The sequence below is a fragment of the Dyadobacter koreensis genome, assembly GCF_900108855.1.
GTDB classification, from domain to species: domain Bacteria; phylum Bacteroidota; class Bacteroidia; order Cytophagales; family Spirosomataceae; genus Dyadobacter; species Dyadobacter koreensis.
Map to the genome: position 1 here is coordinate 115195 of NZ_FNXY01000011.1, position 23980 is coordinate 139174.

Genomic DNA, 23980 nt, shown 5'->3' on the forward strand with positions numbered 1-23980 from the left:
ATTATGGCGCAAATTCATATTGCAGAGGATGCCAGGCAGGTGAGTGAAGATCTTGCTAAGTGGCTTGGCAGTTATATTGAGGAAGTTTTAAGTAAAAAAGACAGGTTTACCTTTGTCCTCTCAGGCGGAAGTACACCGAAATTGTTGTATACATTGCTTGCTGCTAAGCCATATAGCGAAAGCATTTCCTGGGAAAAAATTCATTTTTTTTGGGGTGACGAAAGAGCGGTACCTTTTGAAGATTCTCGTAATAATGCTAAAATGGCATACGATGAATTGCTGGACAAGGTAGGTGCAAAAGCAGAGAATATTCATGTAATGCAGACGGATGTCAGTGCGGAGGAATCTGCTGCTGCGTACGAAAAAATCTTGAAGCAATATTTTGACGGAGAAGAAACCACCTTCGATTTTGTATTACTTGGTATGGGCGATGATGGGCACACATTGTCATTATTTCCTGGAACATCTGTGATCCATGAAAAAGATGCTTGGGCAACTTCCTTCTTTTTACCTGCACAGGATATGTACCGTATCACTTTGACGGCACCGGTTGTTAATCATGCTGCATGTGTCGCATTTCTGGCAGTGGGATCAGGCAAGGCAGAAACTTTGAAACATGTTCTCGAGGGCGAATTTCAGCCGGATACTTACCCGTCGCAGGTGATCAAACCTTCAAAAGGTGAACTTCACTGGTTCATCGATGAAGCTGCTGCAAGTGCTCTGACCGCATAAAATTTTATTAATAAGAGTGAAAAGGGACAATTTCGATTCGATATTGTCCCTTTTTCTGTTTTGAAAAGAACGTTTGAATTTTATATGTGCTCAGTCAAATTACCCTTACATTTACAGTAACATTAGTCATAAGATAAAAATTGAAAACGATACTAATTATTGATGACGAAGAAAAGCTCCGCGCACTTTTAGCAAGGATTTTGAAGTCGGAGGGCTTTGACGTGATTGAAGCAGGAGATTGTAAAACAGGATTAAAAAGCGTTGAGCAGAATGATATAGACGTCGTTTTGTGTGACGTCAAGTTGCCCGATGGCAGTGGTGTTGACATGGTTTCCAAAATCAAACAAAAAAAACCGCAGCTTGAAGTGATTCTGTTGACTGCCTATGGAAACATTACAGACGGAGTTCAGGCGATGAAAAGCGGTGCATTTGATTATATCGTAAAAGGTGACGACAACGATAAAATCATTCCGCTTCTTCATCGTGCTATCGAAAAAGTACAATTACAGAAACGGGTTAAAGAACTGGAAAAACGGGTTGATGATAAGTTCTCATTTCAGGCCATTATTGGTAAGTCGAAGTCAATTCAGCAAGCAATCGACCTGGCTCAAAAGGTCGCTCCGAATGATACGAATGTACTTTTAACCGGAGAGACAGGAACCGGAAAGGAAGTTTTTGCACAAGGAATTCATTTGGCTAGCCAACGTTCGGGAAAAACTTTTGTGGCTCTGAATTGCAGTGCTTTTGGCAAAGATATTCTTGAAAGTGAGTTGTTCGGTTACAAACAAGGCGCATTTACAGGAGCCAATAAAGATAAAAAAGGCTTGATCGAAGAAGCAAATAACGGAACACTTTTTCTGGATGAAATTGGAGAGATGCCTTTGGAATTACAGGCAAAATTATTGCGTGTGCTGGAAACGAATGAATTTATCAAGCTAGGTGATACCAAACCAACAAAATCAAATTTTCGATTAATAGCCGCTACGAACAGGGATTTGAAAGTGGAGAGTGAAGAAAAACGTTTTCGATCGGATTTGTATTTTCGTTTGAATGTATTTCAGATCACACTCCCGCCTTTGCGGGAACGCGTTAAGGATATTGAGCCACTACTTCAATTTTTTGTTGCACAATTTTCTGCAAAAATGAATAAGAAAACGCTGACTTATTCGGATGAGTTTCTTAAAAAACTGGAAACATATAAGTGGGTGGGGAATATTCGTGAGTTGAAAAACGTCATTGAACGCGCCGTGATTTTAAGTGATGACCAGCTGGAAATTGATAGTCTGCCTTTTGAAATTCAGCAGTCTGAACCTACTGCTAAAAATGGCCAGCTTTCTGCTTTTTCAATGGAAAGTATAGAAAAATTACATATTCAGAAAGTGTTGAATTATGCGCGGGGCAACAAGGCGGAAACAGCGAGATTACTGGAAATCGGTATTGCCACGCTTTACAGAAAATTGGAAGAATACAATATTCATTAGATATCGGAAATATTTCAAGCTAAAATGAGGACCGGACGCAGATCAATTGATCCGCGTCCGGTCACATTTCATGGCTAATGGATTTTTGTTATTTTTTCATCAGTTTGTAAAACATATTTCCCGGCATTGTGACACGTGCCGCGCTGTCAATATCCATATTCAAAGAGCTGAAAATATCTTTCTCAACATTGAGCTCGCTTTTATCCTGAACTTTGATCTCCGTCTGACCCAATCTATTATTATCAGCGATTTTCAGCATAGCTTCTTTTTTGTATACCGCGGTAACCTGGCCGATATCAGTACTATCCAAAAGTGTGTAGCCTCCGCTGGCCTGTAATTTCAATTGAGTTGTTTTAAGCCCTTTGATTTTATAAGAAACGTCTGTTGAAATAACTTCTGCGAGATTAGTAACATCTATATGCACCGTCGGTCCATAATAAGGCACGTTGGTCTCGGTAAAATTATTTCGCTTCGGATATATCAAACTCACTTCAAGCGTATCACCATGCATTGTTGACTTGGCTTGTTTTGTGAATGTCGGGTGAATTTTCACATCATTCGTTTTCCCTGACTGAATTTCTACGAATCCATTCAAATTTCCTTCCAAAACGATCACACGAATCGGTTTTACCGTAGTAGAAATGTAGCCTGGTAACAGATCATCCGACTTCATTTTTTTATATTTTGCCTGTATTTCCAAATTACTCCCAAGCATCGCGATCAGTGTAATAAAGGTTATGACGATAAGAAGTTTATTGCTTGTTTTCATGTTAATTATAATTAAAGTGTTGCGGGATAAGCCGTTTCAATAAATGTTTTGTATCGCCGTTGCAATTCTTCAATACTGATGTCGAGCAAATAAAGTGTCCGGAAAAATTCTGGAAGTTCACTATCCAAAAATCTTTCTTTTCTGTATTCCCTGATTCGGCTCGTAGCTTGTTCGTCCGTAAAATAGCCGACTCCACGCTTATTGAAAATGATATTTTTTCCTTGCAGATATTCGTAAGTACGCATGACAGTATTTGGATTGACCTCCAGCGTCCCGGCCAAATCTCTGACCGAAGGAATTCTATCCCCGGGCGGCCATTTACCAAGCAGCAGCTGTTCACAGATATAATCTGCGATCTGCAAATAGATTGATTGTTTATCTTTAAATTCCATAATTCACCGGGTTAAATTTCCTTTTCTTTTAGTCTTACGAATGCGATGTACCAGAGCGCAAGGACGAAGAACACCAGAAATATTTTTATTAATAGAAAAGTGGATTGACTGTACTCAATTAGGAACATGGAATTCCTGCCCATTACGTTCCATTGCCCAAATGGTACAGCGCTGACAGACGGATCCTCGTTTGTAAAATTTCTAACGTATGTTCTGTTTATTAAAGAAAAGACAATCAATGCGGAAAAAAATACTGTGGCAGTTTTGATGTAGGCAGCTTTTTTGAAATAAATTGATCCTAAAAAACACACACTCTGAATGAGGAAAAATGTATATACCAAAAGCTGGATAAATGATGGATGGAATTTTTTGTTAATTATTCCCGGTATTTCTTTCTCCAAAATTTCCACAAACCAGATGTGCATACCAACATAGAGTGCAATTAGAGCTGTTGCAAATGTTAGATTTGCTGCCAGCGCTGCCAGATATTTTTCTGTTTGAGATGCGGGGATTAATATTGCATTTATCCCAGTATTTGAAGATGCATATTTATCAAAAACCAGACTTGTAAATAGGCTGGTGCAAAAGGTTATCATGAAATAAGCGAGCACATGGAAAACAATTGGGTCGAAGCCAAATTTTCTATAATCGATTACAGGGCTCATCATAATTAGCATAAGACCAAAAAGGACTCCGAAGATAAGCGCATTTCTTCTCCCATTCTCAGCGAAATCCAGTTTGAGAAGCAGCCAGTAGCGTTGAAAACTAAAAACCTGATTCATATAAGTAAGTTTTAATGTTAGACATGGGAGATGGTTTTGGGATAGATTTCAGGATCAGAAAACCCAAAATCAAAAGGAGTTGGATTAATATTTTCATGGCCTGTGAAAGATTTTTCTGATACGTGCGGGGTTGTTCATTACTGCGTTGAACAGGCGTTCCAGGTCAACACGGCTTTCTTCCTGTTCCCAATTTTCCATCACCACGGTATAGCCCTTCAGGGAAGGTTCCGAATAAAGCACTCGGTTATCATCTTCGGCAGTGACCAACGTCGTAAAGCGTAGCTTTTCACTTATTTCATCAAGACTGTGGTGCACAAGAATTTTGCTGTCATCCAAGATAATGATAGAATCAATAAGGTTGTCCAGATCCCGAACCTGGTGCGTGGATATAAGAATAATACGATGCGGGTCAAGAGCGGAGGAGACAACCTTACGAAACTGACTTTTTGAAGGAATATCAAGTCCGTTGGTAGGTTCATCCATGATCAAATGTTTGGTATTCGTAGCCAAACCAAAACTGATAAGAACTTTTTTCTTTTGTCCGTAAGAGAGGTCGGTGATCTTATTACCTTCCGGCATATCGAATTCCCTTAAATATTTTCTAAACTGGCTTTCATCGAAGTTAGGGTAGAAAGGAGAGAGCGTTTCTATGTATTTCTCAACCGTGACGGACGGTAGGTGAATTTCCTCAGGAATCAGAAAGAAATCCTGCAAAAAAGACGGTTGCCGTTTTCTTGGCTCACAACCGTCAATTTCAATTCTCCCTGCAATCGGATACAAAAGTCCAGCAATGTTTCTTAGCAGACTGGATTTCCCAGCTCCGTTTTTTCCCAGTAATCCATAAATATTTCCGGGATGGAGCTTAAGAGACAGATTTTCGAAGAGCAGTTTATTAGAACTATATCCAAATGATACTCCGTCTACGTGAATCATAAAATACTTATTTAGTGTTCTAGTGTAATAGTACACTTCAAATGTATGTTATTATTTTTTCAAACTCTAGCAATCAAAAAAAAAATAAAAAAAGAAGGCCTCTAAGCAGAGGCCCCCTTTAAGGATAACTTGTTGCATTTTAATCTTAATGAATCATATATAGGTTAATAATAATAAGATATGAGCCAAATATCAGGGAAGGGGCTCGACGCAAAGAGTTTTGAAAGTTCTTATTCTTATGTCCCAGGCACTTCTAAAATAAAATCTTATTCTTGTATCAAAGAAGCTATATTCCAATTAAAACGCTGTTAAACTAGCCTTAAAAGGAGGTTAAAATCATGGGATTTGTGGGGAAAAAAGGGAGTAAAGCTGCTGTTGTTCACAAGACTTTTGAAAAAAATGGGCTAAATAATTTTAAAACATTCTGGAACTAGCCTCTGTGTTTTAGTTTGTTAGAGGATTAATAAACCGTCAGGCGGAAAAACCGTTACAACTGTGAAACTATTTGACTAAATTTACGTTAAGTCTACAATATCAGTAGATTAGGCGTTTCATTTAAACCTTTAAGTTATGTCACTTCGATTAGGAGATATTGCCCCCGATTTTGAGGCAAATACCACACAAGGACCTATTAAATTTCATGAATGGCTGGGCGATAGCTGGGGATTATTATTTTCTCATCCGGCAGACTTTACACCTGTTTGTACAACGGAGCTAGGGAAAACTGCTCTTTTACAAGGGGAGTTTCAAAAACGTAATGTAAAAGTTTTGGCTGTTAGCGTTGATGATATCGATTCGCACAACCGCTGGATCCCGGACATTAACGAGGTAAATGATACAGAAGTTAACTTTCCAATCATTGCGGATGAAGGACGCAAAGTTGCTGAGTTATACGATATGATCCACCCGAACGCAAGCGAAAAAGCAACTGTTCGCTCGGTGTTCATTATCGGGCCTGACAAAAAGATAAAATTGACATTGACTTATCCAGCTTCTACAGGACGTAATTTTAATGAAATCCTTCGTGTAGTTGATTCTCTTCAATTGACTGCTAATTATTCAGTAGCGACACCTGCTGACTGGAAAGATGGGGAAGATGTAATTGTTGTTCCGGCGGTAAGTACGGAAGACGCTGAGAAGAAGTTTACAAAAGGCCTGCGTATCGTCAAACCATATCTTCGTTATACTCCACAGCCTAATAAGTAATCAAGAGAGCTTTCAATAACGCAAAATCCCCTGATCATCTCTTCTGTCAGACAGCGACGATCAGGGGATTTTCTTTGTATTTATTTTCTAATTCTCTTTCTCAACTTCCGACTTTTCAGTTTCTTCTTCCGCTTTTTCGATTACTTCAGGTTGTATAAATGGTTCGCCATAATAGGTCATATGTCTCGCTCCCTGATAATAATACCATATTGACAATCCCATCGGAATGTGACTTATGTCATTATAATTAAACCAGGGTCCAAAGCTGAATTTTAATGCATGGAATCCGGCAGCCACTGCGCCCAATGCGGTGGCAATAAAAATATTTACACTTCCAGGATCTTTCCTTTTCTTGTAAACATAAATTTCGATCATAAATAACATCAAAAACAAGCCATATACCGCATGGATTTCAACCACGATAAAATTCAGCGTTATAAAAGTTAAAACGAAGAACGTAGTTAGCTCGATGTAATTCAGATATCCCAGCCAGGATCCCCATTTGGGTTTAAGAAGTGGTTTTATATGCCATATTGCAGCTCTTTCAAACAGCGCGACAGCAATCATACTGGCGAACCACCCTGGAATTTTTCCTCTCTGCCCGGTAATATATAAGAAGCCATGTCCGAGAACTCCGCCGATAACCGTGGCAATTCCCATGAACAGGAAAAAATATTGAATCTGGCGGTACATTCTGTGCACGCGTCCGAGTCTTCCTAAATGTACAAAAGCATAAAAGCATACGATTGCCATCAATAGGCTGGATATCACAGTCGACGGTTCCAGAATGGTAATGCCAAACAATTTTATCTGATGTACTTTGTCGAAATCTATGGCAATCTCATTCATTGGGTGAAATTTCTTTTAGGAGTTAGTCCGGGTTGGTAATTTTTTTCAAAGTAACAACAAATGCAGGCTTGTTTGCAACATTCCAACCTTCGAATCACTCTTTATTAAAACTATGCCAATTGTGGAAAAATTGCTTACCAGCATTTCTTTGCTAATGGCTTCCGGAGAAAATGAAGTTTATCCGGTTAAAAGTGCCAGTCCGTAGATAAATTCCGGGCGCTGGTCTATTTCCAAAATTGTTGTGAGAAACATATTATTCCTTTGTATCAGGAAATGTGTTCGAAGATACGGCTCACCCTCATGACCATTAATCAATTCACCATGAACAAAATATTTGTAAAAAGTTTTAAAGTTACGATGCTGACAGGCGCATTGTTTCTTCAATCGCAATTTATTCAGGCACAGGCACCTATCGCTCCTGTTGCCGGGTCTGCTGTTGTCTCAACCCCAAAAGGTAATTCAAAAATTTCAGGTATCGTTTCAGATTCAGCCGCCGCAAAACCGGTAGAATTTGCGAGCGTTGCATTGGTTAACGCTTCGGACAACAAAGTGATCGACGGAACGGTAGCGGACGTTGATGGCAAATTTGAAATTACAAGCGTCGCACCAGGAAAATATAAACTGCTGATTTCATTTTTAGGTTTTAAAGACAAGTCTGTAAGTAATATCTCGGTTGAAAAAGGGAAAGATATAAATCTGGGTAAGATTCAAATGGCTGCCAACACGAAAACCCTAGACGAAGTGACGATCACGGGAGAAAAATCGATGGTTGAAGAGAAAGTTGATCGTTTGGTTTATAACGCAGAAAAAGACATTACTTCAAAAGGAGGTGATGCGTCAGATCTGCTTCGCAAAGTTCCGATGTTATCTGTCGACCTTGACGGAAATGTTTCTTTAAGAGGAAGTTCTAATATTCGCGTTTTAATTAACAATAAACCTTCCACTATCATTGCGAGTAATGTAGCTGATGCATTAAAGCAGATTCCTGCTGATATGATCAAATCAGTTGAAGTAATTACTTCTCCGTCAGCTAAATACGATGCGGAAGGTTCTGGAGGTATTATCAATATTATCACCAAGAAAAATAATCTGCAGGGATTGACTCTAAATGTCGATTCAGGCGTTGGTAACCGCGGTACGAACCTGGGTTTGAATGGTAGCTACCGTAAGGGGAAAATGGGCTTTACACTGGGCGGATTCGGTCGGGCTTTTTATAATAAAGCTACGTCGGAACTGGATCAGGAAACAAAATCAGGAAGTGATATTTTCGGAACAAAACAAAGTTCGGATGCTAAAGATCGTGGGCTGTTCGGTCAATATTCTTTGGGCTTTGATTATGATTTAGGGAAAAATCAGGCGCTCTCGGCCGGTGTTCGCTATGGAACCCGAAATTTTATACAGAAACAAAATCTGACCATCGACCAATTTTTGAATTCGGAGCTGACTTCAAATTCGCAGCGTAAGGTAGACCGCAAAGATCTATCAGGAACGGTGGACGTGAACGTCGACTACGTACGAACTTTTAAACCCCAGCAGGAATGGAGCTTTTCGACGCTTTACAGCAGAACAAATCTGACCAATAATTTCAATACAGACTTGCTGACGTCGAGTGGAAGTGTCGGAAGCAGATTGAAAAACGTAAATGAAAACTTTAATACGGAATTTACATTACAAACCGATTATCAAACACCTATCAAGAAAAATCAGCTTCTCGAATTTGGCGCAAAAGGAATTTTCCGGACTGTCAATAGTGAGTACAAGTATCTGATGGCTGGTGAATCCGGTGATTTTACGGTAAATCCGGATAATCCATCAGGCGCTTTGAATTATAATCAGAACGTTGCGGCAGGTTATGCATCCTACACGCTTACAACGAAAAATAAATACACATTCAAGTTAGGAACTCGGTATGAGTATACCGGCATCAATGCAGATATGGGAGCGGAGGGAAAAGTGAACATTCCAAGTTACGGAAATCTTGTTCCAAGCATTAACGTATCTAAAAACCTGACGGATGCAACAACGATCAAAGCTGCTTATAACCGTAGAATTCAGCGTCCGGGAATCCAACAACTAAATCCAAACGTTAACCTGGCGAATCCTCAAAGCATTAGTACGGGAAATCCGTTGCTTAATCCTGAATTGACGGATAATTTTGAAGTGGGGTTGAGTACCAATATCAAAAAAACATATCTGAATGTTTCTGCTTTTGCCCGCAATACAAATAATTCCATCACGCAGATCCGCACAACGGTTGATACCCTGGCCGGTGCAATTGTTACAACATTTGAGAATATCGGAAAGCAAAGTGCATACGGGATGAATGTTTTTGCCAATGTATATCTTACTTCAAAATGGACGATAAACGGAAGCATCGATCTTTTGCAATCGCACATGGAAGGCCAAACGGTTAATGAAGCGGGAGTTTCACAGCCGGTGAGTAATTCCGGTTTCAATTATGGCGGTCGTCTGATGTCTCAGTTGTCGCTTAAAAAGGGCTGGGGATTGCAGGCGTTTGGTTTTTACCGCGGAAGAGAAGTGCAGTTGCAGGGAACGAGAACCGGCTTTTATATGTATTCACTGGGTTTCAAAAAGGATTTTGCAAACAAGAAAGGAAGTATCGGCTTTGGAGCCGAAAACTTCCTGACTAAGGGTGTTAAATTTACTTCTGATTTGAAATCACCGATTCTCGCGCAGTCAAGTCAGACTCAGTTATATAACCGTAACTTCAAAATTACTTTCAGCTACTCAATTGGAAAAATGAGTTTTGATGCGCCAAAACGCAAGACGCGTTCGGTATCAAACTCGGATGTCAAAGGCGGTGGAGAAAACAATTAGAATGATCGGGTAATGGAAATTTTTTAAGGGCTAGCTTTTCGGCTAGTCCTTTTTATTTACAACTGTAACTGCTCAGATATTTCTGATTTACCCGCTGAATACAAGTTAATTTCGTTATTTTTATAATAAGTTAGTATATATTATAATTAAACAAAGTTAGCTAGTCATGAAATGGTCCTTTGTTATTCAGCAAAAATTGAAGGCGACTTTACTTCTTGGTGGAATTATGGTTGTAATTGTTTCAGGGACAATCGTTTCCCGCAGAAACATAAACGGAATTGACAAATCCTTCTCGTCCATTTATCAGGACCGGCTAATACCGGCGACAACAATCATTTATCTCACGGAAAACCTGTATGGAAAGCGTCTTTTACTGGAAAAATTTCTATTAACACCGCCCAGTGAAATGCGCAGTGAAAAAATAGCCGAATTGCTTTCTCAACATGACAAAAGTATCGATTCTTTGATACATTTGTTTGAAAAAACTTATCTGGTGGACCAGGAAGCCAATAGCTTGTCTGTTTTTAAAAACAGAGTTGATGAGTATGCGCTGTTAGAGAAGATGATACTTAATCTTTACAACTCAGGCCACCTGGAGGCGGGAAAGGAAATTTTTGAAGGGGCAGGTGCCAGGACTTTTCAGAGCACAATCAGTAATTTGAACGATCTGACAAAAATTCAATCTATTGTTGGAAAGGAACTGATCAAAGAATCGCAGGGAGATTTTGCGAGTTATGCCATGATTTCATTTCTGCAGGTCGGACTGGCAATTGTCATCGGATTGATCATTCTTGTATTTATTCAGAATTCTCGGACGGTAAACACACCAAAGGCGATGAAAGATAAGGGCCAGCATTTTCATTTGAATTGAAACAAAAATAGCCAGGAAATTTCCTGGCTATTTTTGTTTCAATGTATATACTCTTACTGACCAACCTTACGGCCCTTCAAAGTTTCACGCTGATTGTTCACCTGTTTCAACAAATCCTTATTTACAAAAAGACGGCTGCCATTTCCTGCCTGCAAATCAAACGTACGTTCCTTGTACGAGAATTTGTTGTTAGGCAATACATCAAGGAAGTAATTTTGACCGCTCAAATTAAACTGCATACCTTTTTTATCCTGCTGTGTATCGTCCCATGATACATTAATTGTTCCGCTTGCGGAGCCCAGAGAAACACCCGGAGTGAAGGGACGGACGTTGATCGTCTGAATACTTTTTCCGTTGCTGATACTGATCTGTCCTTCAGGATTTACTTTGATATCATTAGGGTCCGAGACTTCGCGACGGATCGTAATCGCTTTGTCATTGAAAAACTGAACCTTGCTCAATGGAATTCCTGCGCTTTCAAGATCACGACGCAAATCTTCTGTAAACACAGTGTAGTTAGTAAAAGGTATAGAATTCGTGGTGGTACAGGCTGATACGCCAACGAAAAGTGCCAGACCGGCAAAAAGTTTTTTAATTAGATTCATGGGTTGTAATTCGTGTTTCACTATTAACTAAGTCTCAAAATCTTCACGCTTCTTTTTCATGTAGAGAACGCAATATTACTAAAAAGCCTTGCACTAACCAACTCGAAATATACTTCTCTATTAATCGGAAAGCTGCTGACAATCTGTCAGACATGTCTGCTGATAATTCTTATTGGAACGCAAATTTTTATGTGGTATTGCAAAGCAGAAAATAATTCTAAAATATAAATTCAATAAACAGAAAAATTATGGAATCAGTGATTCAGGAAAAAGGAAATCTTAGCATTCACACCGAAAACATATTTCCGATTATTAAAAAATTCCTTTACTCGGACCACGAAATATTTTTGAGAGAATTAGTTTCAAACGCTGTCGATGCAAGCCAGAAAATTAAAAAGCTTGCTTCTTATGGCGAATTTAACGGAGAGCTGGGAGACCTGAAAGTGACTGTGAAATTGGATAAAGAGGCCAAGACAATCACTATCAGCGATAATGGTATCGGTATGACTGCCGATGAAATAAAAAAATATATCAATCAGATTGCTTTTTCCGGAGCCACTGAATTTGTTGAAAAATATAAAGACAAAGGTGAAGATGGAAAAGGCGACAAGGGAATTATCGGTCATTTCGGTCTTGGATTTTACTCTGCTTACATGGTGGCGGATAATGTTGAGATCATCACAAAATCTTACAAAGAAGGTTCGGAAGCTGTTCGCTGGATATGTGACGGATCGACAGAATATGAATTGACATCGGCGGAAAAGGCGGAACGTGGGTCAGATATTATTCTTCATGTAGCAGCTGACTCTGAAGAATTTTTGGATGAAAACAGGTTAAGAGGAATTCTTGAAAAATACGGTAAATTCCTTCCAATTCAGATTGAATTTGAAGATAAGGTGATCAATAATCCGAGTCCGATCTGGACAAAAAATCCTTCGGATCTGACAGATGAAGATTATCTTTCTTTCTACAAAGAACTTTATCCGTTCAGCGAAGATCCATTGTTCTGGATTCATTTGAATGTTGATTATCCTTTCAATCTGACGGGTGTTCTTTATTTCCCGAAACTGAAAAACGATTTCCAGGGGCAGCGTGAAAAAATTCAGCTTTACAGTCGTCAGGTATTTATTACGGATGAAGTAAAAGATATTGTTCCTGATTTCCTTCAATTATTGCATGGTGTGATCGATTCTCCGGACATTCCGTTGAACGTTTCTAGAAGTTATCTTCAGGCAGATGGAAATGTGAAGAAGATCAATGGTTATATCACGCGTAAAGTAGCTGACAAACTTTCAGAAATCTTCAAAAATGACCGTGAAGGATTTGAAAAGAAATTTGACGATATCGGGTTGTTCGTAAAATACGGAATTATCAGCGACGAAAAATTCTATGACAAAGCGAAAGATTTCTGCCTTTTGAAAAATGTTGACGGAAAATATTTCACATTCGAAGAATACCGTGAAGCGGTAAAGGAAAACCAGACTGATAAGAATGATACGCAGGTTTGGTTGTATACTACCGATGTTAAAAAACAAGATGCCTTCATTGAGTCAGCAAAAAAACGTAGCTATGATGTGCTGGAACTAACCAGCGTTATTGATTCTCACTTTATCAATACGTTGGAGCAGAAAGTAGAAAAAATCCAGGTAAAACGTGTCGACGCGGATACGCTCGACAAACTGATCGAAAAAGATATCACGCTAGAAAGCATCATCTCAAAAGAAGAGGAAGAAAAAGCTCAGAAACTTTTTGAAGAAGTGGTAAACAGCAAGGCAGGAACGGTGAAAATTGAAGCAATGCCGGTTGACGAATTACCAGTTGTCATTACTTTTCCTGAATTCATGCGTCGTATGACGGATATGCAGGCTTCCTCAGGCCAACGTTCAATGTTTGGAGACATGCCGTTGATGTACACGATTTCTGTCAATGCCAACCATCCGGTTTTAGGACGTATTCTCAGTACAGAAAGTGAAGACGAACAAAAAACACTTGCAAAACAAGTTTATGATCTTGCTTTATTGTCACAAGGATTATTGACAGGCAAAGATCTGACGCAATTTATTCAGCGTACCGTAGTGAATCTATAATTTTGATAACAGTAAATAAAAAATCCGCTCTTCAGATGAGCGGATTTTTTTATGCAGTGTTATCAAAAATTACTGTCTTCCCGAAATTAATTTATCCTTCAATATTTGCAGTTCCTCCCATTTGCCCTCTTTTGCCAACAGGGCTTGTCTTGGCCAGGAAGTCGGGTCGTGCATCTGAAAACGCGGGCCTGCATTTTTAAGGATATGAGAAATTCGGATTGGCGAAGTGTTTGCTAACTGCTCATAGGTATATATCCCTTCCTTATTTATCAGCTCCTCAATTTTCGGCCCGATTCCTTCAACCAGTTTTAAATTATCTGCTTTTTTAATGTCAGATGTTTTAACAACTGGCTCGATTTCAGGATATACTGTTTTAGAAGCCTTCCCAACCAATTGCTGGGATGCCTTGTATTCAATCTTTTGCAAACGGCAGTCTGCCAGGTCTAATTTTCTGTCTTCAATTGCTTCACGTAGTACCCTTATACGTCCGCTTGTCATCAGACGCGCAAGAAGCCAGCCGGCTATGGCAGCAATAACCAAAAGAATTATTATTTCAGAAATCGCGACAGGCTTGCTGAATGGATTAAGTTGTAAGAATATCATAATGTGTTAGTTGTCTAGAATAAAAGATATCAAATGCCATGGTTATTCCACGCGGCCTCCGTTTAACTCGTCTTGCCAGGTCTTTAATCTGTCCCAGTCTCCGTTGGCAGCAAGCTCTGCCTGACGAGGCCAGGTAGCAGGATCGTGAACTTGAAAACGGGAGTCAGAATTGGCAAGGATTACTGATATCTGTTCAGCGCTTTTCTGGCTCAACTGACGGAAGGAATAAATTCCTGCATCTTTTAAAACACTTTCTATTTTAGGCCCGATACCTTCAATTACTTTTAAGTCGTCTTGCTGTATCTTTTCAGCAACCGGCATTACCGGAAGGACCTCGCGAACATTATTTACCTGCACTCGTTCATCAGCACTTTTTAGTACAATTTTCTGATCCTGGCAATATTTAAGATCACTGTCCAGTCTGGATAATTCGATCTCCATATCTGAAATCACGCTTTTTCTTGAAATGTAGCCGATGATATATCCGAGAATCAACGCTACGGCCAACATCAAAATGTGTTGCCAAAAGGCGTCGGGATTGGCAAGAGGATTTAATTCAAACATTTTATAATGTGTTTATTAGATTTAATAAGCTATTGAACAATAATGGTAACCCTGCGGTTGGCACGTTTTCCTGCCGGACTATCGTTGGAAGCCTTAGGCTCTGCTTCGCCTTTTCCGTTGGTTATGATCCTGTCAGCAGGCATGCCCAGAGCTACAAATTTTGCTTTTACAATATTAGCGCGTTTTTTAGAAAGTTTAAGATTCCATTCTGCACTATCGTCACTATCCGTATGCCCGGTCAGCAATAATTTCTTATCATTATTATCAGACAGAAACTTTTTGGCTTCTTTCAGGAACTTTTCATTTTCAGCAGTTTTGATATATTCAGCACTGGCCGCCGGGAAGTAAAGATCCAGTGGTTTGAATATACTTTCATACTTCTGTTCATTGGCCAGATCGGTTTCGGTTACCGCAATACGTTTAGCAAAGGTAAAGTCTATCCCGCCGCTCATGGAGTCAGGATCGAATACAATGCCATCGCTAAGTTTCCCATTCAAAACAAATAAGGAATCAGGCAAACCTTTTCCGGTCAGATATTTTTTGATCCCCGCCGCGCGCGCTACACCCAAATTTGGGAAAGTAGTACTATTGGTCTCCTCAGAGGTGTACAGACCTGTGATTGTAATAATTTTACCCGGATTAGCAGCTGCGAAAGAGGCGAGTGAATCAATTTCGGCTTGAACGCCGGATAAGTTAGCATCTGCACCGGATTTGGCGAAACCGAAATTTCCTGGTGATTGAAGATTGAATTCAGTACCGTCAGCAATAGTTAACGGCGTAATTGAGATTGTTGGTGTGTTAGTGTCGGTATCTACCGTGGACGTTGAGAGTGGCGCATCGCATAGCTGCTTTATTTTACATACGTGCCAATAGGTTGAGCCTCCCATCCAGCCAATAAGTAAAATCCACCAAAGTGTTTTGTTGTTTGACATAAGTATTTAAGGATTAATTTATTAGTTGACTGGAATTTTGTCATTCGGTCACATAAATTTAATCCCTAAATAATAGTTTCCAAGAAATATTTAAAGCAAAAAGCCCGGATAGTCAATATCCGGGCTTTCAGTTTTATCGGTTCATCGAGATCAGGAATTCCTCGTTGTTCCGGGTGCCTTTCATATGATCTAGCAAGAAATCCATTGACTCCATTGCGTTCATATCTGACATATGTTTTCTTAAAATCCAGACCTTTTTCAATGTCTCTTTATCCAGAAGCAGATCCTCGCGGCGAGTCCCGGAGGCCATAACATCAATAGCAGGGAATACGCGTTTATTTGAAAGTTTACGATCCAGCTGAAGTTCCATGTTACCAGTTCCTTTGAATTCTTCGAAGATAACTTCGTCCATTTTCGAACCTGTGTCGATCAAAGCTGTTGCGATAATGGTTAAAGAACCACCATTTTCGACATTTCTTGCAGCACCGAAGAATCGTTTTGGTTTGTGTAATGCATTCGCATCAACACCACCGGAAAGTATTTTTCCGGATGAAGGAACCACTGTATTATAGGCACGAGCCAGACGTGTGATCGAATCCAGAAGAATAACCACATCATGACCGCACTCAACCATTCTTTTTGCTTTTTCCAGAACGATACTTGCAACCTTCACGTGGCGGTCGGCTTGCTCATCAAATGTCGATGCGATAACCTCCGCACGAACACTCCGCTGCATATCTGTAACCTCTTCCGGACGTTCGTCGATCAGAAGAATCAACAAAAATACTTCTGGGTGGTTACGCGTGATTGCATTCGCAATTTCTTTCAGGAGAACCGTCTTACCAGTTTTCGGCTGCGCAACGATCATCCCGCGTTGCCCTTTTCCTATTGGCGCGAACAAATCAAGGATACGGGTCGAATATTGGTCAGGACGGCCGCTCAATCTTAGACATTCTTCCGGAAAAAGGGGAGTAAGATACTCAAAAGGAATCCGATCTCTGATTTCTTCAGTTGTTTTACCATTCACTGTTTCAACACGAAGAAGTGCAAAATATTTTTCACCTTCTTTCGGCGGACGGATCTGGCCTTTAACCGTGTCGCCTGTTTTTAAGCCAAATAATTTTATTTGGGACGGCGATACATAAATATCATCCGGACTTGCCAGATAATTGTAATCCGCTGATCTTAAAAAGCCGTAACCTCCATCCTGCATAATCTCAAGAACTCCTTCATTGACGATCAAGCCGTCGAATTCACGGACGTAATTATTGTAATTACGTTTGATCTTATTTGATGGATCTTCTCTCTGTTGAGATGGATTGTTACTTGGAACGCTGCGTTCCGAATTTTCGGCTGGCTGCTGCGTTGGCCTTTCCTCGGAAGCCGTTACCGGATTATTTTGAGATGTTTCGGTATTGTCAGCTTGTGTGTTTGAATCATTTTGTGCAGGGATGTCGGTTGGTGCACTAACTTCTTCACGGCCCAAATCGTCACTTGTATCTCCATCCTCATCGTGTTGAGGGGTTGGGTCTATATTTTTTGAAAAAATTTCTTTTTTCGGAGCTTCAAATTTTTTCGCAGGTCTCTCGAAATTCCTAGCCGGTGCCTCACGTCGTGCTGAAGTCTCTGTTCTGGCGGGCGCTTCGCGGCGTACAGGATTTTCATTTGTTACGGCAGGAGTATCATTCTTTTCTACCGGAGCTTCAACAACTCTTGGTGCTGTATCAAAAAGTGGAGACTGAGTGCCGGCAGTAGTTTCCTTTCTCGGCTTTCCGGTACGAACGTTGATAGGTTTCGCAGGAACGGAAGTTTCGTTAGCTACTGTACGTCGAGCTCTTTTTTTCTTAGGTTCGTCGCCATCAGCAGCTTCAGCTTCAGTAACGGTATCAAGCGATGGCGCAGCATTTTGCTGTGCTTCCTGCTGGGCAATAATTCTAGATACTAGTTCTTTTTTAGGAAGTTTAGCATAATCTTGAATGCCAGTGTTTCCCGCTATTTCTTTCAGCTCAGACAGAAGCTTAAGGTTTAATTCATCAATTGTAAGCATACAGAAAATATACAGTAAAGAAAACTTTACCAGATGATTAATGGGATAGTGAATATAGATGGATAATGATGGGAGAACGCAGGTCTCGGGTCACGTGTTGGTCATTGATGCGTGAAATTCTATTTTTCTTGCGCAAGTCTAAACAGACCTTGCAATACGATAAACTAAGATGGATCAACTGGAAAAGTTCGCAATTTGTTGGAAATGAAGTGTGTAATTAAACTTATTGAGTATTTTTCTATCGTTAGTTTTGAGAGCTAACGAACGTTGGACTTACTGAATAATACAGGGGTGCTTTTTTAACTAAAACGAAGGTACAAAACCATTTAATAAAATGCAAACACAATGTTATTGTTTTATTAAAAAGTGTTAAATTATTTTTGCAGAGGCATATTCTGGCTCACTGTTTCCGGGAAAGTTAGTATTTCTCCCAATAAAAGGAGACTTTTGTGAAATTATGAATATTGTCGTTGATTCAGGCAACACGTACGCAAAAATTGGTTGGTTTTCAGGGGATAACTTGCTTCGGTATCAAACGATGTTAAGCTTCCCGGATCTTATTCAATTAATAAAAGCTGAATTGCCCGAACGGATTATGTACTCTTCGGTAAGTCGTTCAACAGCAGAGTTTTTGGAGGCATTAGACGAAGAAATTCCGGTTTTGAACTTATCTGGTGAAACTCCTGTGCCTATTCGAAAGGAATATGAAACTCCTCAGACACTAGGCGCAGACAGGGTTGCCGGAGCAGTCGGAGCAAACTGGCTTTTTCCGGAATCCGATGTGCTGGTTATCGACATGGGTACTTGTATAACATACGATCTTATTGATCGCGAAGGTGCTTTTCAGGGAGGGTTAATTTCTCCGGGCGTTCGAATGCGATTTAACGCGCTTCATACGTTTACTAAAAGACTCCCGCTGTTTGATCCTGAAAATAATCCGGAATTCATAGGAAAGAGTACAAAACAAGCGATGCAAAGTGGTGTTATGAACGGCATGCTTGCGGAGATTGAAGGAATAATTGAAAGGTATCGTAACAAAATGCCGGATTTGCGCGTAGTTATATGTGGCGGTGACATACCTTTTTTTGAAAGTAGCCTGAAACCGCCCATATTTGCAGTGCCGGAACTGGTATTAATTGGACTGAACAGAATTTTAACATATAATGTCGCTTTACAATAGAATAGGATTACTCACGATAGCAATTACGCTCGGATGCAATTGTTCGGTCTTAATATCAAAGGTTAATGCACAAGGATTAGGAAATGCTCCTTATTCCTCTCTCGGAATGGGAGAGCTTTACACGGATGCATTTACTGCGTCTAATGGAATGGGGCAAGCAGGTGTCAGTACGGCCAGCAGTTTCGAAATTAATAATCTCAATCCTGCCTTATGGATCAGAAACAAGTTTACAACGCTTGATTTTGGTGTTATCGGACAATATAAAAAGATCGATACAGGAAATGCTAAGCAAACAAACTCGGGAGGAAATCTTGGTTACGTAGCTTTGTCATTCCCTGTTGCAAAAAGGTGGACACTGGGAGTGAGTATCAAGCCATACAGTTTCGTTGATTTTACTAATACCACTACAAGAAATGTTGCAGGCACTCCGTATAACGCATATTATTACAATAGTGGAAAAGGCGGGATTAACAAAGTTGCGTTTACAAATGCCTTTCAGGTTGGTAAATATCTGAGTCTGGGCTTGGAAACTTCTTATTTCTTCGGTAATGTGAGAAGATCGACTGAAGCAATGATTCCTTTCGGAGATGGCAGTGATTATCTTGCAAGCATCAACGATCGTACCACATACAGCGATTTTGCTTTTCGCGGAGGAGCTGCTCTACGACTTCCTGTAAAAAAGGATAATAAACTTTTTCTGAATCTTGGCGGTGCCTACACCTTAGGTACTAAATTGAATGCTATCCACACGACCTCATTTGAGCTGACGCAAGGTTCTTTTCCTGTAATTGAACCCGATACGCTGGTTAATCAAAGTAATGGTAATATGACTTTGCCGTCACAATTTCAGGTAGGTTTCAGCTTTGAATGGCCTTATAAGTTGACACTGGCTGCTGATTATAGCCATGAGTCGTGGACAGAATACAGAAGCTTCGGAAGTAATAATCCTTCCAGCGGTTTGAAAGATGTAAACCGTTTACATTTAGGCTTTGAATACACGCCGAAATTTGGTTCGCTTAGCTATTTTGATAACGTCCGGTACCGAGCTGGTTTTAGTGCGGGAAATACGCCATACGTAGTAAAAGAGACAAATGTCAAGGATACCAATTTTAGTCTTGGATTCACTTTCCCGATGGGTAGAGGATATCAGAACTTTATCTCTGTGTCTTTTATTGGCGGACAGCGAGGCGTGATGGGTACAGGGCAGCTGCGTGAGCGATATGGGCGAATCTCTCTTGGATTGACGTTGAGAGAAACCTGGTTCGTTAAACAAAAAATTGATTAATAAATTAAGACCTGGACGAATGTTAGGTATTAAAAAGATATTCAGGGTAAAGCAAAAAGGAGATAAATTTATATCTCCTTTTTGCTTTCTTATGCTTTGTGGAATTTTGTTCAGTGCTTGTGAACAAAATAAAAATAAAGTCGGGAAACCCTATACCGGACCTATTGAAACGGTTAATGGTGTGGAAGTAAAATATAGTGAACAAGGTGCTTTAAAGGTATTATTGAAAACGCCAAAACAGCTTCGTTTTCAAAATGAAGACAAGGTTTTTCCTGATACTGTCAATATACATTTCTATGATCCGACAGGAACCAACGTGATTACCCGTCTCCGTGCGGATTCAGGTCGGTTTGATCAGCGAAAAAATGTCTATGTCGTAAAGGGAAATGTTCGCGTTGTTAAGTCACAAACGCAGGAAATATTGACAACAACTGAGCTCAATTGGAGCCCGGAGACGAGAAAAGTCTTCACTGACAAATTTGTTACTGTGAAAAATCTGGTAACAAAAGACGTTATTAACGGAAACGGAATGGATGCAGAGCAAGACTTTTCACACATCAAATTCAGAAAAGGAACCTTCAAAATGAAGTTTAACGAACTTTAAAATTCCTTGCAGTTTTCCAACGCTTTGGTCACCGTGGCAATGGGAGTATATAAACTGTCTTTTCCCCATTTCATATTCACATACGTTATAATCTCAGCAATTTCCAGTTCCTGTAATTTTGGATTGGCTGGCATAGGTCTGTGAAATGGTTTGCCATTCACTATGATTGTATCTTTCATGCCATTTCTGATGATACAAGCCATCGCCGATTTGTCCTGAATTATTTTTGAGCCGAAAAGCGGCGGATACAGATTTGCCATTCCTTTGCCATCTGCCTGGTGGCAATTAGCACAATTCATTGTGTAAATCTGATACCCTTCCGCGAAGTATTGTTCGGTTTTTAGTTCTTCTGCACTCTGACAAGAAAATGCTGCAAGAGCAGTTAAGATTGCTAATCCTTTTTTGATCATTTAATTCAATGTCTTACGACACACTATTTTTTATATTCTTCAAGTAATATTGTCATGTCCCGCATCAGTTTCTGAGTACCTTCGTCGGTCGTTCCATCGTACATGCCTCTGATATGTTTGTCCTTATCTATCAAAATAAAAGCGCCGCTGTGAAGAAAGCCACCCTCGGCGGTTTTATCTTCCTGTGCAGCTGATAAATAGCTTCTCTGGCCCAGGGCATAAATATCTTCTTTGGGGCCTGTCAGAAACTGCCACTGCTGTCCCTCGACACCAAGATCTTTCGCAAACGTGTTCAGAACTTTTGGAGTATCATGTTCCGGATCAATTGTATGGGATAAAATCATCACGTCCGGGTTGTCTTTAAATTCTTTGTAGACTTTCACCATCTGCCGCTTCATCACCGGGCATATTGTAGGGCAGGAGGTAAAGAAAAAATCGGTTACGTAAATTTTTCCTTCCACGATCTTTTCACTTATCGTATCGCCATACTGATTTGTGAAAGAAAAAGGGGGGATAGTATTGTATATTGTATCAACCACTTCTTCTCCATTAACTATTTTTTTTACGGCATCTCGTTCTCCTAAAATCGGCAATTTTTTACCGCCGCCATTGCATGCGGATAAAACCGCTGCGAACACAAATACCAAAAGGAAAATTTTGTTAAAATCTTTTAATTTCAAGCAACTCATAATCATTAATCTAAAAATGCTTTTGCTTCCTGGATATTTTTGGAAGTAATTTCTTTCACCTCTACAATCTTATCTTTCTGAACTTCAAAATATTGAATGGCTTCGGACGGTTTTAGCTTTTTTGCTGAATCGCCGCGGTATGCGTGCATCCAGTCCATCATTAATTTGTCCGACTCGTTTAGTTTCTGGTTAATCTCAGTGGCTTTTATACGCTCCTGAGCAAGGCTATTGCCTGCAATTCCTTCATTTTGAAGGCTGTCCATTTGTATTATTTTCCTGGATAATTTTGATTTGAGCGTCATGATGTCGTCCATTTGAGGCATCACGTCATCGTGAATACGCATCACTTCGCTTTCCAGTTCCAATACTTTGTCAGCGTCTTTATTACAAGAAAAAAGCGCAGAGCTTATCCCAAGTATTAATACATATTGTTTCATAGTTAATGAGGGTTATTCAGTTTATTATTATTCTTTGGCGATCATCTCGCGCGCATTTTCAATCACCGATTCCGTTGGATTATGGCCTCCAATCATTTGGGCAATTTCCATAATACGTTCCTCGTTCGTTAGTTTTTTTATCTTACTTACTGTCTTCTCCGACGAATGATCCTTATATACAAAATAGTGTGCCTTACCGCTGCTGGCAATTTGATGCAAGTGCGTTATGGCAATAATCTGATGATTATCAGACATTTTAATCATCATTTTCCCCATTTTCTTGGCGATTTCTCCTGATACACCTGTATCAATCTCGTCAAAAATAATAGTTGGCAGCTTTCTTTTATCCGCGAGGATATACTTGATAACCATCATGAGGCGGGAAAATTCGCCACCGGAAGCAACTTGTCTGAGCTCCTGAAGTGCAAGCCCCTTGTTGCCGCTAAACAGAAAAGCAATGGAATCGATTCCGTCACTTGTTGGTGCGATTTCGGTAATCCTAATAGAAAGAGATGCGTTGGGTATGCCGAGCTCAATAAGACGCTCGATAATGGCAGTCTCAATTGCCTTTATCACTTTGTGTCTTTCCTTTGACAAAGTCTGGGCGCTTTTCAGCATTACCTCTTCGCTTTTAGAAGCTTTTTGCTGCGCTTTCAAAAGTGCCTCGTCGAGGTTTAGAACCGTACCAACCTTGTTTTCAAGTGCATCCTGGATGGATATCAATTCCTCTACCGTAGAAACATGATGTTTTTTCTGAAGTTGATAAATCAGATCGAGGCGTTCGCGGACTATTTCTGTCCGGCCTTCATCGATATCGACCGAGGAGCTTACTGAATCAATTTCATCTGCAAGATCCCGCAACTCAATCAAACTGCTTTGTGCCCTTTCGCGCAAAGGCTCATAGGCGGAAACCAACCGGCTAGCCTGACCGATTGCGGATACTGCACTTTTCAGAAATTCAAGGATTGAATTATCAGGATTGTCCAGATAAGCATAAGCTAGTTGAAGACGCTCCCGGATTTCTACTGCGTTTTCCAGAATAACGAGTTCCTGTTCCAGCTGGTTTTGCTCGTCGCTTTGCAGGTTGGCATTACTTAATTCCTGAAATAAAAACTGATCGTAATCAAAGGCTTTTCGTAGTTTGACAGCTTCTTCTTTCAGATTTTCGTAGGCTCTTGAAGCTTCTTTGTAAGCATTGAAATTTTTCCTGTACGCATGAAGCAAAGAGAAATTCTGAGCGTAGGTATCAACTACCTGTAACTGAAATTCATTGCTGCCTAGTAAGATCGAATCATGTTGGGAATGAATATCCAGAAGTTGGCCACTGATTTTTTTTAAAGTATCCAGATTTACTGGGGTATCGTTGATGAACGCCCTGGATTTTCCTGCAACCGAAATTTCTCTTCTGACAATGCATTCCTCCGAAAAATCAAGATTTTCTTCTTCAAAATTAGGCGCAAGATCATAGCCGGACAGATCAAAACTTCCTTCTATTACGCACTTTTCGGTTGGGTCATAAAGCGATTTTACATCTGCCCTGTTCCCCAGCAAAAGGCCTATCGCACCGAGCATAATCGATTTACCAGCGCCAGTTTCACCTGTAATTATATTTAATCCCGGATCAGGCGACATTTCGAGTTGCTTGATCAGGGCGTAATTTTTAATAAGTAAATTTGAGAGCATG

23 protein-coding genes are annotated in these 23980 nt (G+C 40.1%); 9 read left to right on the forward strand and 14 right to left on the reverse strand.

The genetic code is table 11. The annotated features are described in order from the left end of the window. The first annotated feature begins 3 nt into the window (after window positions 1-3). Window positions 4-732, forward strand: coding sequence for a 6-phosphogluconolactonase (gene pgl / locus BMY70_RS28980; RefSeq protein WP_090341691.1), 729 nt, complete (start codon window positions 4-6; stop codon window positions 730-732). A 140-nt stretch (window positions 733-872) separates the two neighbouring features. Continuing rightward, window positions 873-2213 (forward strand): sigma-54-dependent transcriptional regulator, encoded by a 1341-nt coding sequence (locus tag BMY70_RS28985; protein WP_090341692.1) that lies wholly within the window; start codon window positions 873-875, stop codon window positions 2211-2213. An 88-nt stretch (window positions 2214-2301) separates the two neighbouring features. On the opposite strand, the gene BMY70_RS28990 is transcribed toward BMY70_RS28985, so the two are convergent. The 4 genes from BMY70_RS28990 to BMY70_RS29005 all read right to left on the reverse strand — a co-directional run bounded on the left by BMY70_RS28990 (window position 2302) and on the right by BMY70_RS29005 (window position 5089). After that, window positions 2302-2982, reverse strand: a complete 681-nt coding sequence (locus BMY70_RS28990; RefSeq protein ID WP_090341695.1) for a hypothetical protein — start codon at window positions 2980-2982, stop codon at window positions 2302-2304. Between the two features lie 11 nt (window positions 2983-2993). Beyond that, window positions 2994-3374, reverse strand: a complete 381-nt coding sequence (locus BMY70_RS28995) for a GntR family transcriptional regulator (protein ID WP_090341697.1) — start codon at window positions 3372-3374, stop codon at window positions 2994-2996. 11 nt (window positions 3375-3385) lie between these two features. After that, window positions 3386-4156: a hypothetical protein gene (locus tag BMY70_RS29000; protein ID WP_090341699.1), complete on the reverse strand. Its 771-nt coding sequence runs from the start codon at window positions 4154-4156 to the stop codon at window positions 3386-3388. Between the two features lie 93 nt (window positions 4157-4249). Further along, window positions 4250-5089, reverse strand: a complete 840-nt coding sequence (locus BMY70_RS29005; RefSeq protein ID WP_090341701.1) for an ABC transporter ATP-binding protein — start codon at window positions 5087-5089, stop codon at window positions 4250-4252. 570 nt (window positions 5090-5659) lie between these two features. Between BMY70_RS29005 and BMY70_RS29010 the strand changes: the two genes are divergently transcribed. After that, window positions 5660-6295 (forward strand): peroxiredoxin, encoded by a 636-nt coding sequence (locus BMY70_RS29010; RefSeq protein ID WP_090341703.1) that lies wholly within the window; start codon window positions 5660-5662, stop codon window positions 6293-6295. Between the two features lie 87 nt (window positions 6296-6382). Here the strand turns inward: BMY70_RS29010 and BMY70_RS29015 are convergent, their stop codons facing one another. After that, complete coding sequence (locus BMY70_RS29015; protein ID WP_090341705.1) at window positions 6383-7144, reverse strand: DUF6962 family protein; 762 nt, start codon at window positions 7142-7144, stop codon at window positions 6383-6385. 321 nt (window positions 7145-7465) lie between these two features. Between BMY70_RS29015 and BMY70_RS29020 the strand changes: the two genes are divergently transcribed. Both BMY70_RS29020 and BMY70_RS29025 read left to right on the forward strand, forming a co-directional pair. Further along, window positions 7466-9982, forward strand: coding sequence for a TonB-dependent receptor (locus BMY70_RS29020; RefSeq protein ID WP_090341707.1), 2517 nt, complete (start codon window positions 7466-7468; stop codon window positions 9980-9982). Window positions 9983-10148: 166 nt separating this feature from the next. Beyond that, window positions 10149-10853 (forward strand): MCP four helix bundle domain-containing protein, encoded by a 705-nt coding sequence (locus BMY70_RS29025; protein WP_090341709.1) that lies wholly within the window; start codon window positions 10149-10151, stop codon window positions 10851-10853. A gap of 53 nt (window positions 10854-10906) precedes the next feature. Here the strand turns inward: BMY70_RS29025 and BMY70_RS29030 are convergent, their stop codons facing one another. Beyond that, window positions 10907-11458, reverse strand: a complete 552-nt coding sequence (locus BMY70_RS29030) for a hypothetical protein (protein WP_090341711.1) — start codon at window positions 11456-11458, stop codon at window positions 10907-10909. A gap of 248 nt (window positions 11459-11706) precedes the next feature. Here BMY70_RS29030 and htpG point away from each other — a divergent pair, with 248 nt between their 5' ends. Further along, a complete protein-coding gene (htpG, locus tag BMY70_RS29035; protein ID WP_090341713.1) occupies window positions 11707-13545 on the forward strand; it encodes a molecular chaperone HtpG in 1839 nt (612 codons plus the stop codon). Between the two features lie 69 nt (window positions 13546-13614). Here the strand turns inward: htpG and BMY70_RS29040 are convergent, their stop codons facing one another. The 4 genes from BMY70_RS29040 to rho all read right to left on the reverse strand — a co-directional run bounded on the left by BMY70_RS29040 (window position 13615) and on the right by rho (window position 17691). Continuing rightward, complete coding sequence (locus BMY70_RS29040; protein WP_090341715.1) at window positions 13615-14148, reverse strand: helix-hairpin-helix domain-containing protein; 534 nt, start codon at window positions 14146-14148, stop codon at window positions 13615-13617. Window positions 14149-14190: 42 nt separating this feature from the next. Beyond that, window positions 14191-14712, reverse strand: a complete 522-nt coding sequence (locus tag BMY70_RS29045) for a helix-hairpin-helix domain-containing protein (RefSeq protein WP_090341717.1) — start codon at window positions 14710-14712, stop codon at window positions 14191-14193. Window positions 14713-14741: 29 nt separating this feature from the next. Next, window positions 14742-15644, reverse strand: coding sequence for an OmpA family protein (locus tag BMY70_RS29050; RefSeq protein ID WP_090341719.1), 903 nt, complete (start codon window positions 15642-15644; stop codon window positions 14742-14744). 133 nt (window positions 15645-15777) lie between these two features. Then, entirely contained in the window at window positions 15778-17691 is a 1914-nt protein-coding gene (rho, locus tag BMY70_RS29055; RefSeq protein WP_090341721.1) for a transcription termination factor Rho, read from the reverse strand. 457 nt (window positions 17692-18148) lie between these two features. On the opposite strand from rho, the gene BMY70_RS29060 reads away from it, so the two are divergent. From BMY70_RS29060 to lptC, 3 genes are read left to right on the forward strand one after another with little or no spacing between them, the layout of a single operon-like run. After that, window positions 18149-18871: a type III pantothenate kinase gene (locus BMY70_RS29060; RefSeq protein ID WP_090341723.1), complete on the forward strand. Its 723-nt coding sequence runs from the start codon at window positions 18149-18151 to the stop codon at window positions 18869-18871. Then, window positions 18855-20156, forward strand: coding sequence for a BamG family beta-barrel-assembly machinery protein (gene bamG, locus BMY70_RS29065; RefSeq protein ID WP_229209821.1), 1302 nt, complete (start codon window positions 18855-18857; stop codon window positions 20154-20156). The genes BMY70_RS29060 and bamG overlap by 17 nt, the downstream gene beginning before the upstream one ends. Before the next feature lie 19 nt (window positions 20157-20175). Then, the gene (gene lptC, locus BMY70_RS29070; protein ID WP_229209822.1) at window positions 20176-20760 is read left to right on the forward strand and encodes an LPS export ABC transporter periplasmic protein LptC; all 585 of its coding nucleotides are present in this window, start codon (window positions 20176-20178) and stop codon (window positions 20758-20760) included. On the opposite strand, the gene BMY70_RS29075 is transcribed toward lptC, so the two are convergent. From BMY70_RS29075 to recN, 4 genes are read right to left on the reverse strand one after another with little or no spacing between them, the layout of a single operon-like run. Then, window positions 20757-21170: a c-type cytochrome gene (locus BMY70_RS29075; RefSeq protein ID WP_090341727.1), complete on the reverse strand. Its 414-nt coding sequence runs from the start codon at window positions 21168-21170 to the stop codon at window positions 20757-20759. The genes lptC and BMY70_RS29075 overlap by 4 nt on opposite strands. Window positions 21171-21193: 23 nt before the next feature. Continuing rightward, window positions 21194-21859 carry an SCO family protein gene (locus tag BMY70_RS29080; protein ID WP_090342024.1) on the reverse strand — a complete coding sequence of 222 codons (666 nt, stop codon included), beginning with the start codon at window positions 21857-21859 and terminating at the stop codon, window positions 21194-21196. 5 nt (window positions 21860-21864) lie between these two features. Further along, a complete protein-coding gene (locus BMY70_RS29085) occupies window positions 21865-22296 on the reverse strand; it encodes a viral A-type inclusion protein (protein WP_090341729.1) in 432 nt (143 codons plus the stop codon). 27 nt (window positions 22297-22323) lie between these two features. Beyond that, window positions 22324-23979, reverse strand: a complete 1656-nt coding sequence (recN, locus tag BMY70_RS29090) for a DNA repair protein RecN (RefSeq protein WP_090341731.1) — start codon at window positions 23977-23979, stop codon at window positions 22324-22326. Between the last annotated feature and the right edge of the window lies 1 nt (window position 23980).

Bases quoted from the DNA above. Each gene is read 5' to 3' on its own strand.
- rho (WP_090341721.1), bottom strand. From the start codon at position 17,691: ATGCTTACAATTGATGAATTAAACCTTAAGCTTCTGTCTGAGCTGAAA.
- BMY70_RS29010 (WP_090341703.1), top strand. From the start codon at position 5,660: ATGTCACTTCGATTAGGAGATATTGCCCCCGATTTTGAGGCAAATACC.
- BMY70_RS29000 (WP_090341699.1), bottom strand. From the start codon at position 4,156: ATGAATCAGGTTTTTAGTTTTCAACGCTACTGGCTGCTTCTCAAACTG.
- BMY70_RS29060 (WP_090341723.1), top strand. From the start codon at position 18,149: ATGAATATTGTCGTTGATTCAGGCAACACGTACGCAAAAATTGGTTGG.
- BMY70_RS29045 (WP_090341717.1), bottom strand. From the start codon at position 14,712: ATGTTTGAATTAAATCCTCTTGCCAATCCCGACGCCTTTTGGCAACAC.
- BMY70_RS29015 (WP_090341705.1), bottom strand. From the start codon at position 7,144: ATGAATGAGATTGCCATAGATTTCGACAAAGTACATCAGATAAAATTG.
- lptC (WP_229209822.1), top strand. From the start codon at position 20,176: ATGTTAGGTATTAAAAAGATATTCAGGGTAAAGCAAAAAGGAGATAAA.
- BMY70_RS29050 (WP_090341719.1), bottom strand. From the start codon at position 15,644: ATGTCAAACAACAAAACACTTTGGTGGATTTTACTTATTGGCTGGATG.
- BMY70_RS29005 (WP_090341701.1), bottom strand. From the start codon at position 5,089: ATGATTCACGTAGACGGAGTATCATTTGGATATAGTTCTAATAAACTG.
- BMY70_RS29080 (WP_090342024.1), bottom strand. From the start codon at position 21,859: ATGAGTTGCTTGAAATTAAAAGATTTTAACAAAATTTTCCTTTTGGTA.
- BMY70_RS29040 (WP_090341715.1), bottom strand. From the start codon at position 14,148: ATGATATTCTTACAACTTAATCCATTCAGCAAGCCTGTCGCGATTTCT.
- BMY70_RS29020 (WP_090341707.1), top strand. From the start codon at position 7,466: ATGAACAAAATATTTGTAAAAAGTTTTAAAGTTACGATGCTGACAGGC.
- BMY70_RS28995 (WP_090341697.1), bottom strand. From the start codon at position 3,374: ATGGAATTTAAAGATAAACAATCAATCTATTTGCAGATCGCAGATTAT.
- BMY70_RS29025 (WP_090341709.1), top strand. From the start codon at position 10,149: ATGAAATGGTCCTTTGTTATTCAGCAAAAATTGAAGGCGACTTTACTT.
- htpG (WP_090341713.1), top strand. From the start codon at position 11,707: ATGGAATCAGTGATTCAGGAAAAAGGAAATCTTAGCATTCACACCGAA.
- recN (WP_090341731.1), bottom strand. From the start codon at position 23,979: ATGCTCTCAAATTTACTTATTAAAAATTACGCCCTGATCAAGCAACTC.
- BMY70_RS29085 (WP_090341729.1), bottom strand. From the start codon at position 22,296: ATGAAACAATATGTATTAATACTTGGGATAAGCTCTGCGCTTTTTTCT.
- BMY70_RS28990 (WP_090341695.1), bottom strand. From the start codon at position 2,982: ATGAAAACAAGCAATAAACTTCTTATCGTCATAACCTTTATTACACTG.
- pgl (WP_090341691.1), top strand. From the start codon at position 4: ATGGCGCAAATTCATATTGCAGAGGATGCCAGGCAGGTGAGTGAAGAT.
- BMY70_RS29030 (WP_090341711.1), bottom strand. From the start codon at position 11,458: ATGAATCTAATTAAAAAACTTTTTGCCGGTCTGGCACTTTTCGTTGGC.
- BMY70_RS29075 (WP_090341727.1), bottom strand. From the start codon at position 21,170: ATGATCAAAAAAGGATTAGCAATCTTAACTGCTCTTGCAGCATTTTCT.
- bamG (WP_229209821.1), top strand. From the start codon at position 18,855: ATGTCGCTTTACAATAGAATAGGATTACTCACGATAGCAATTACGCTC.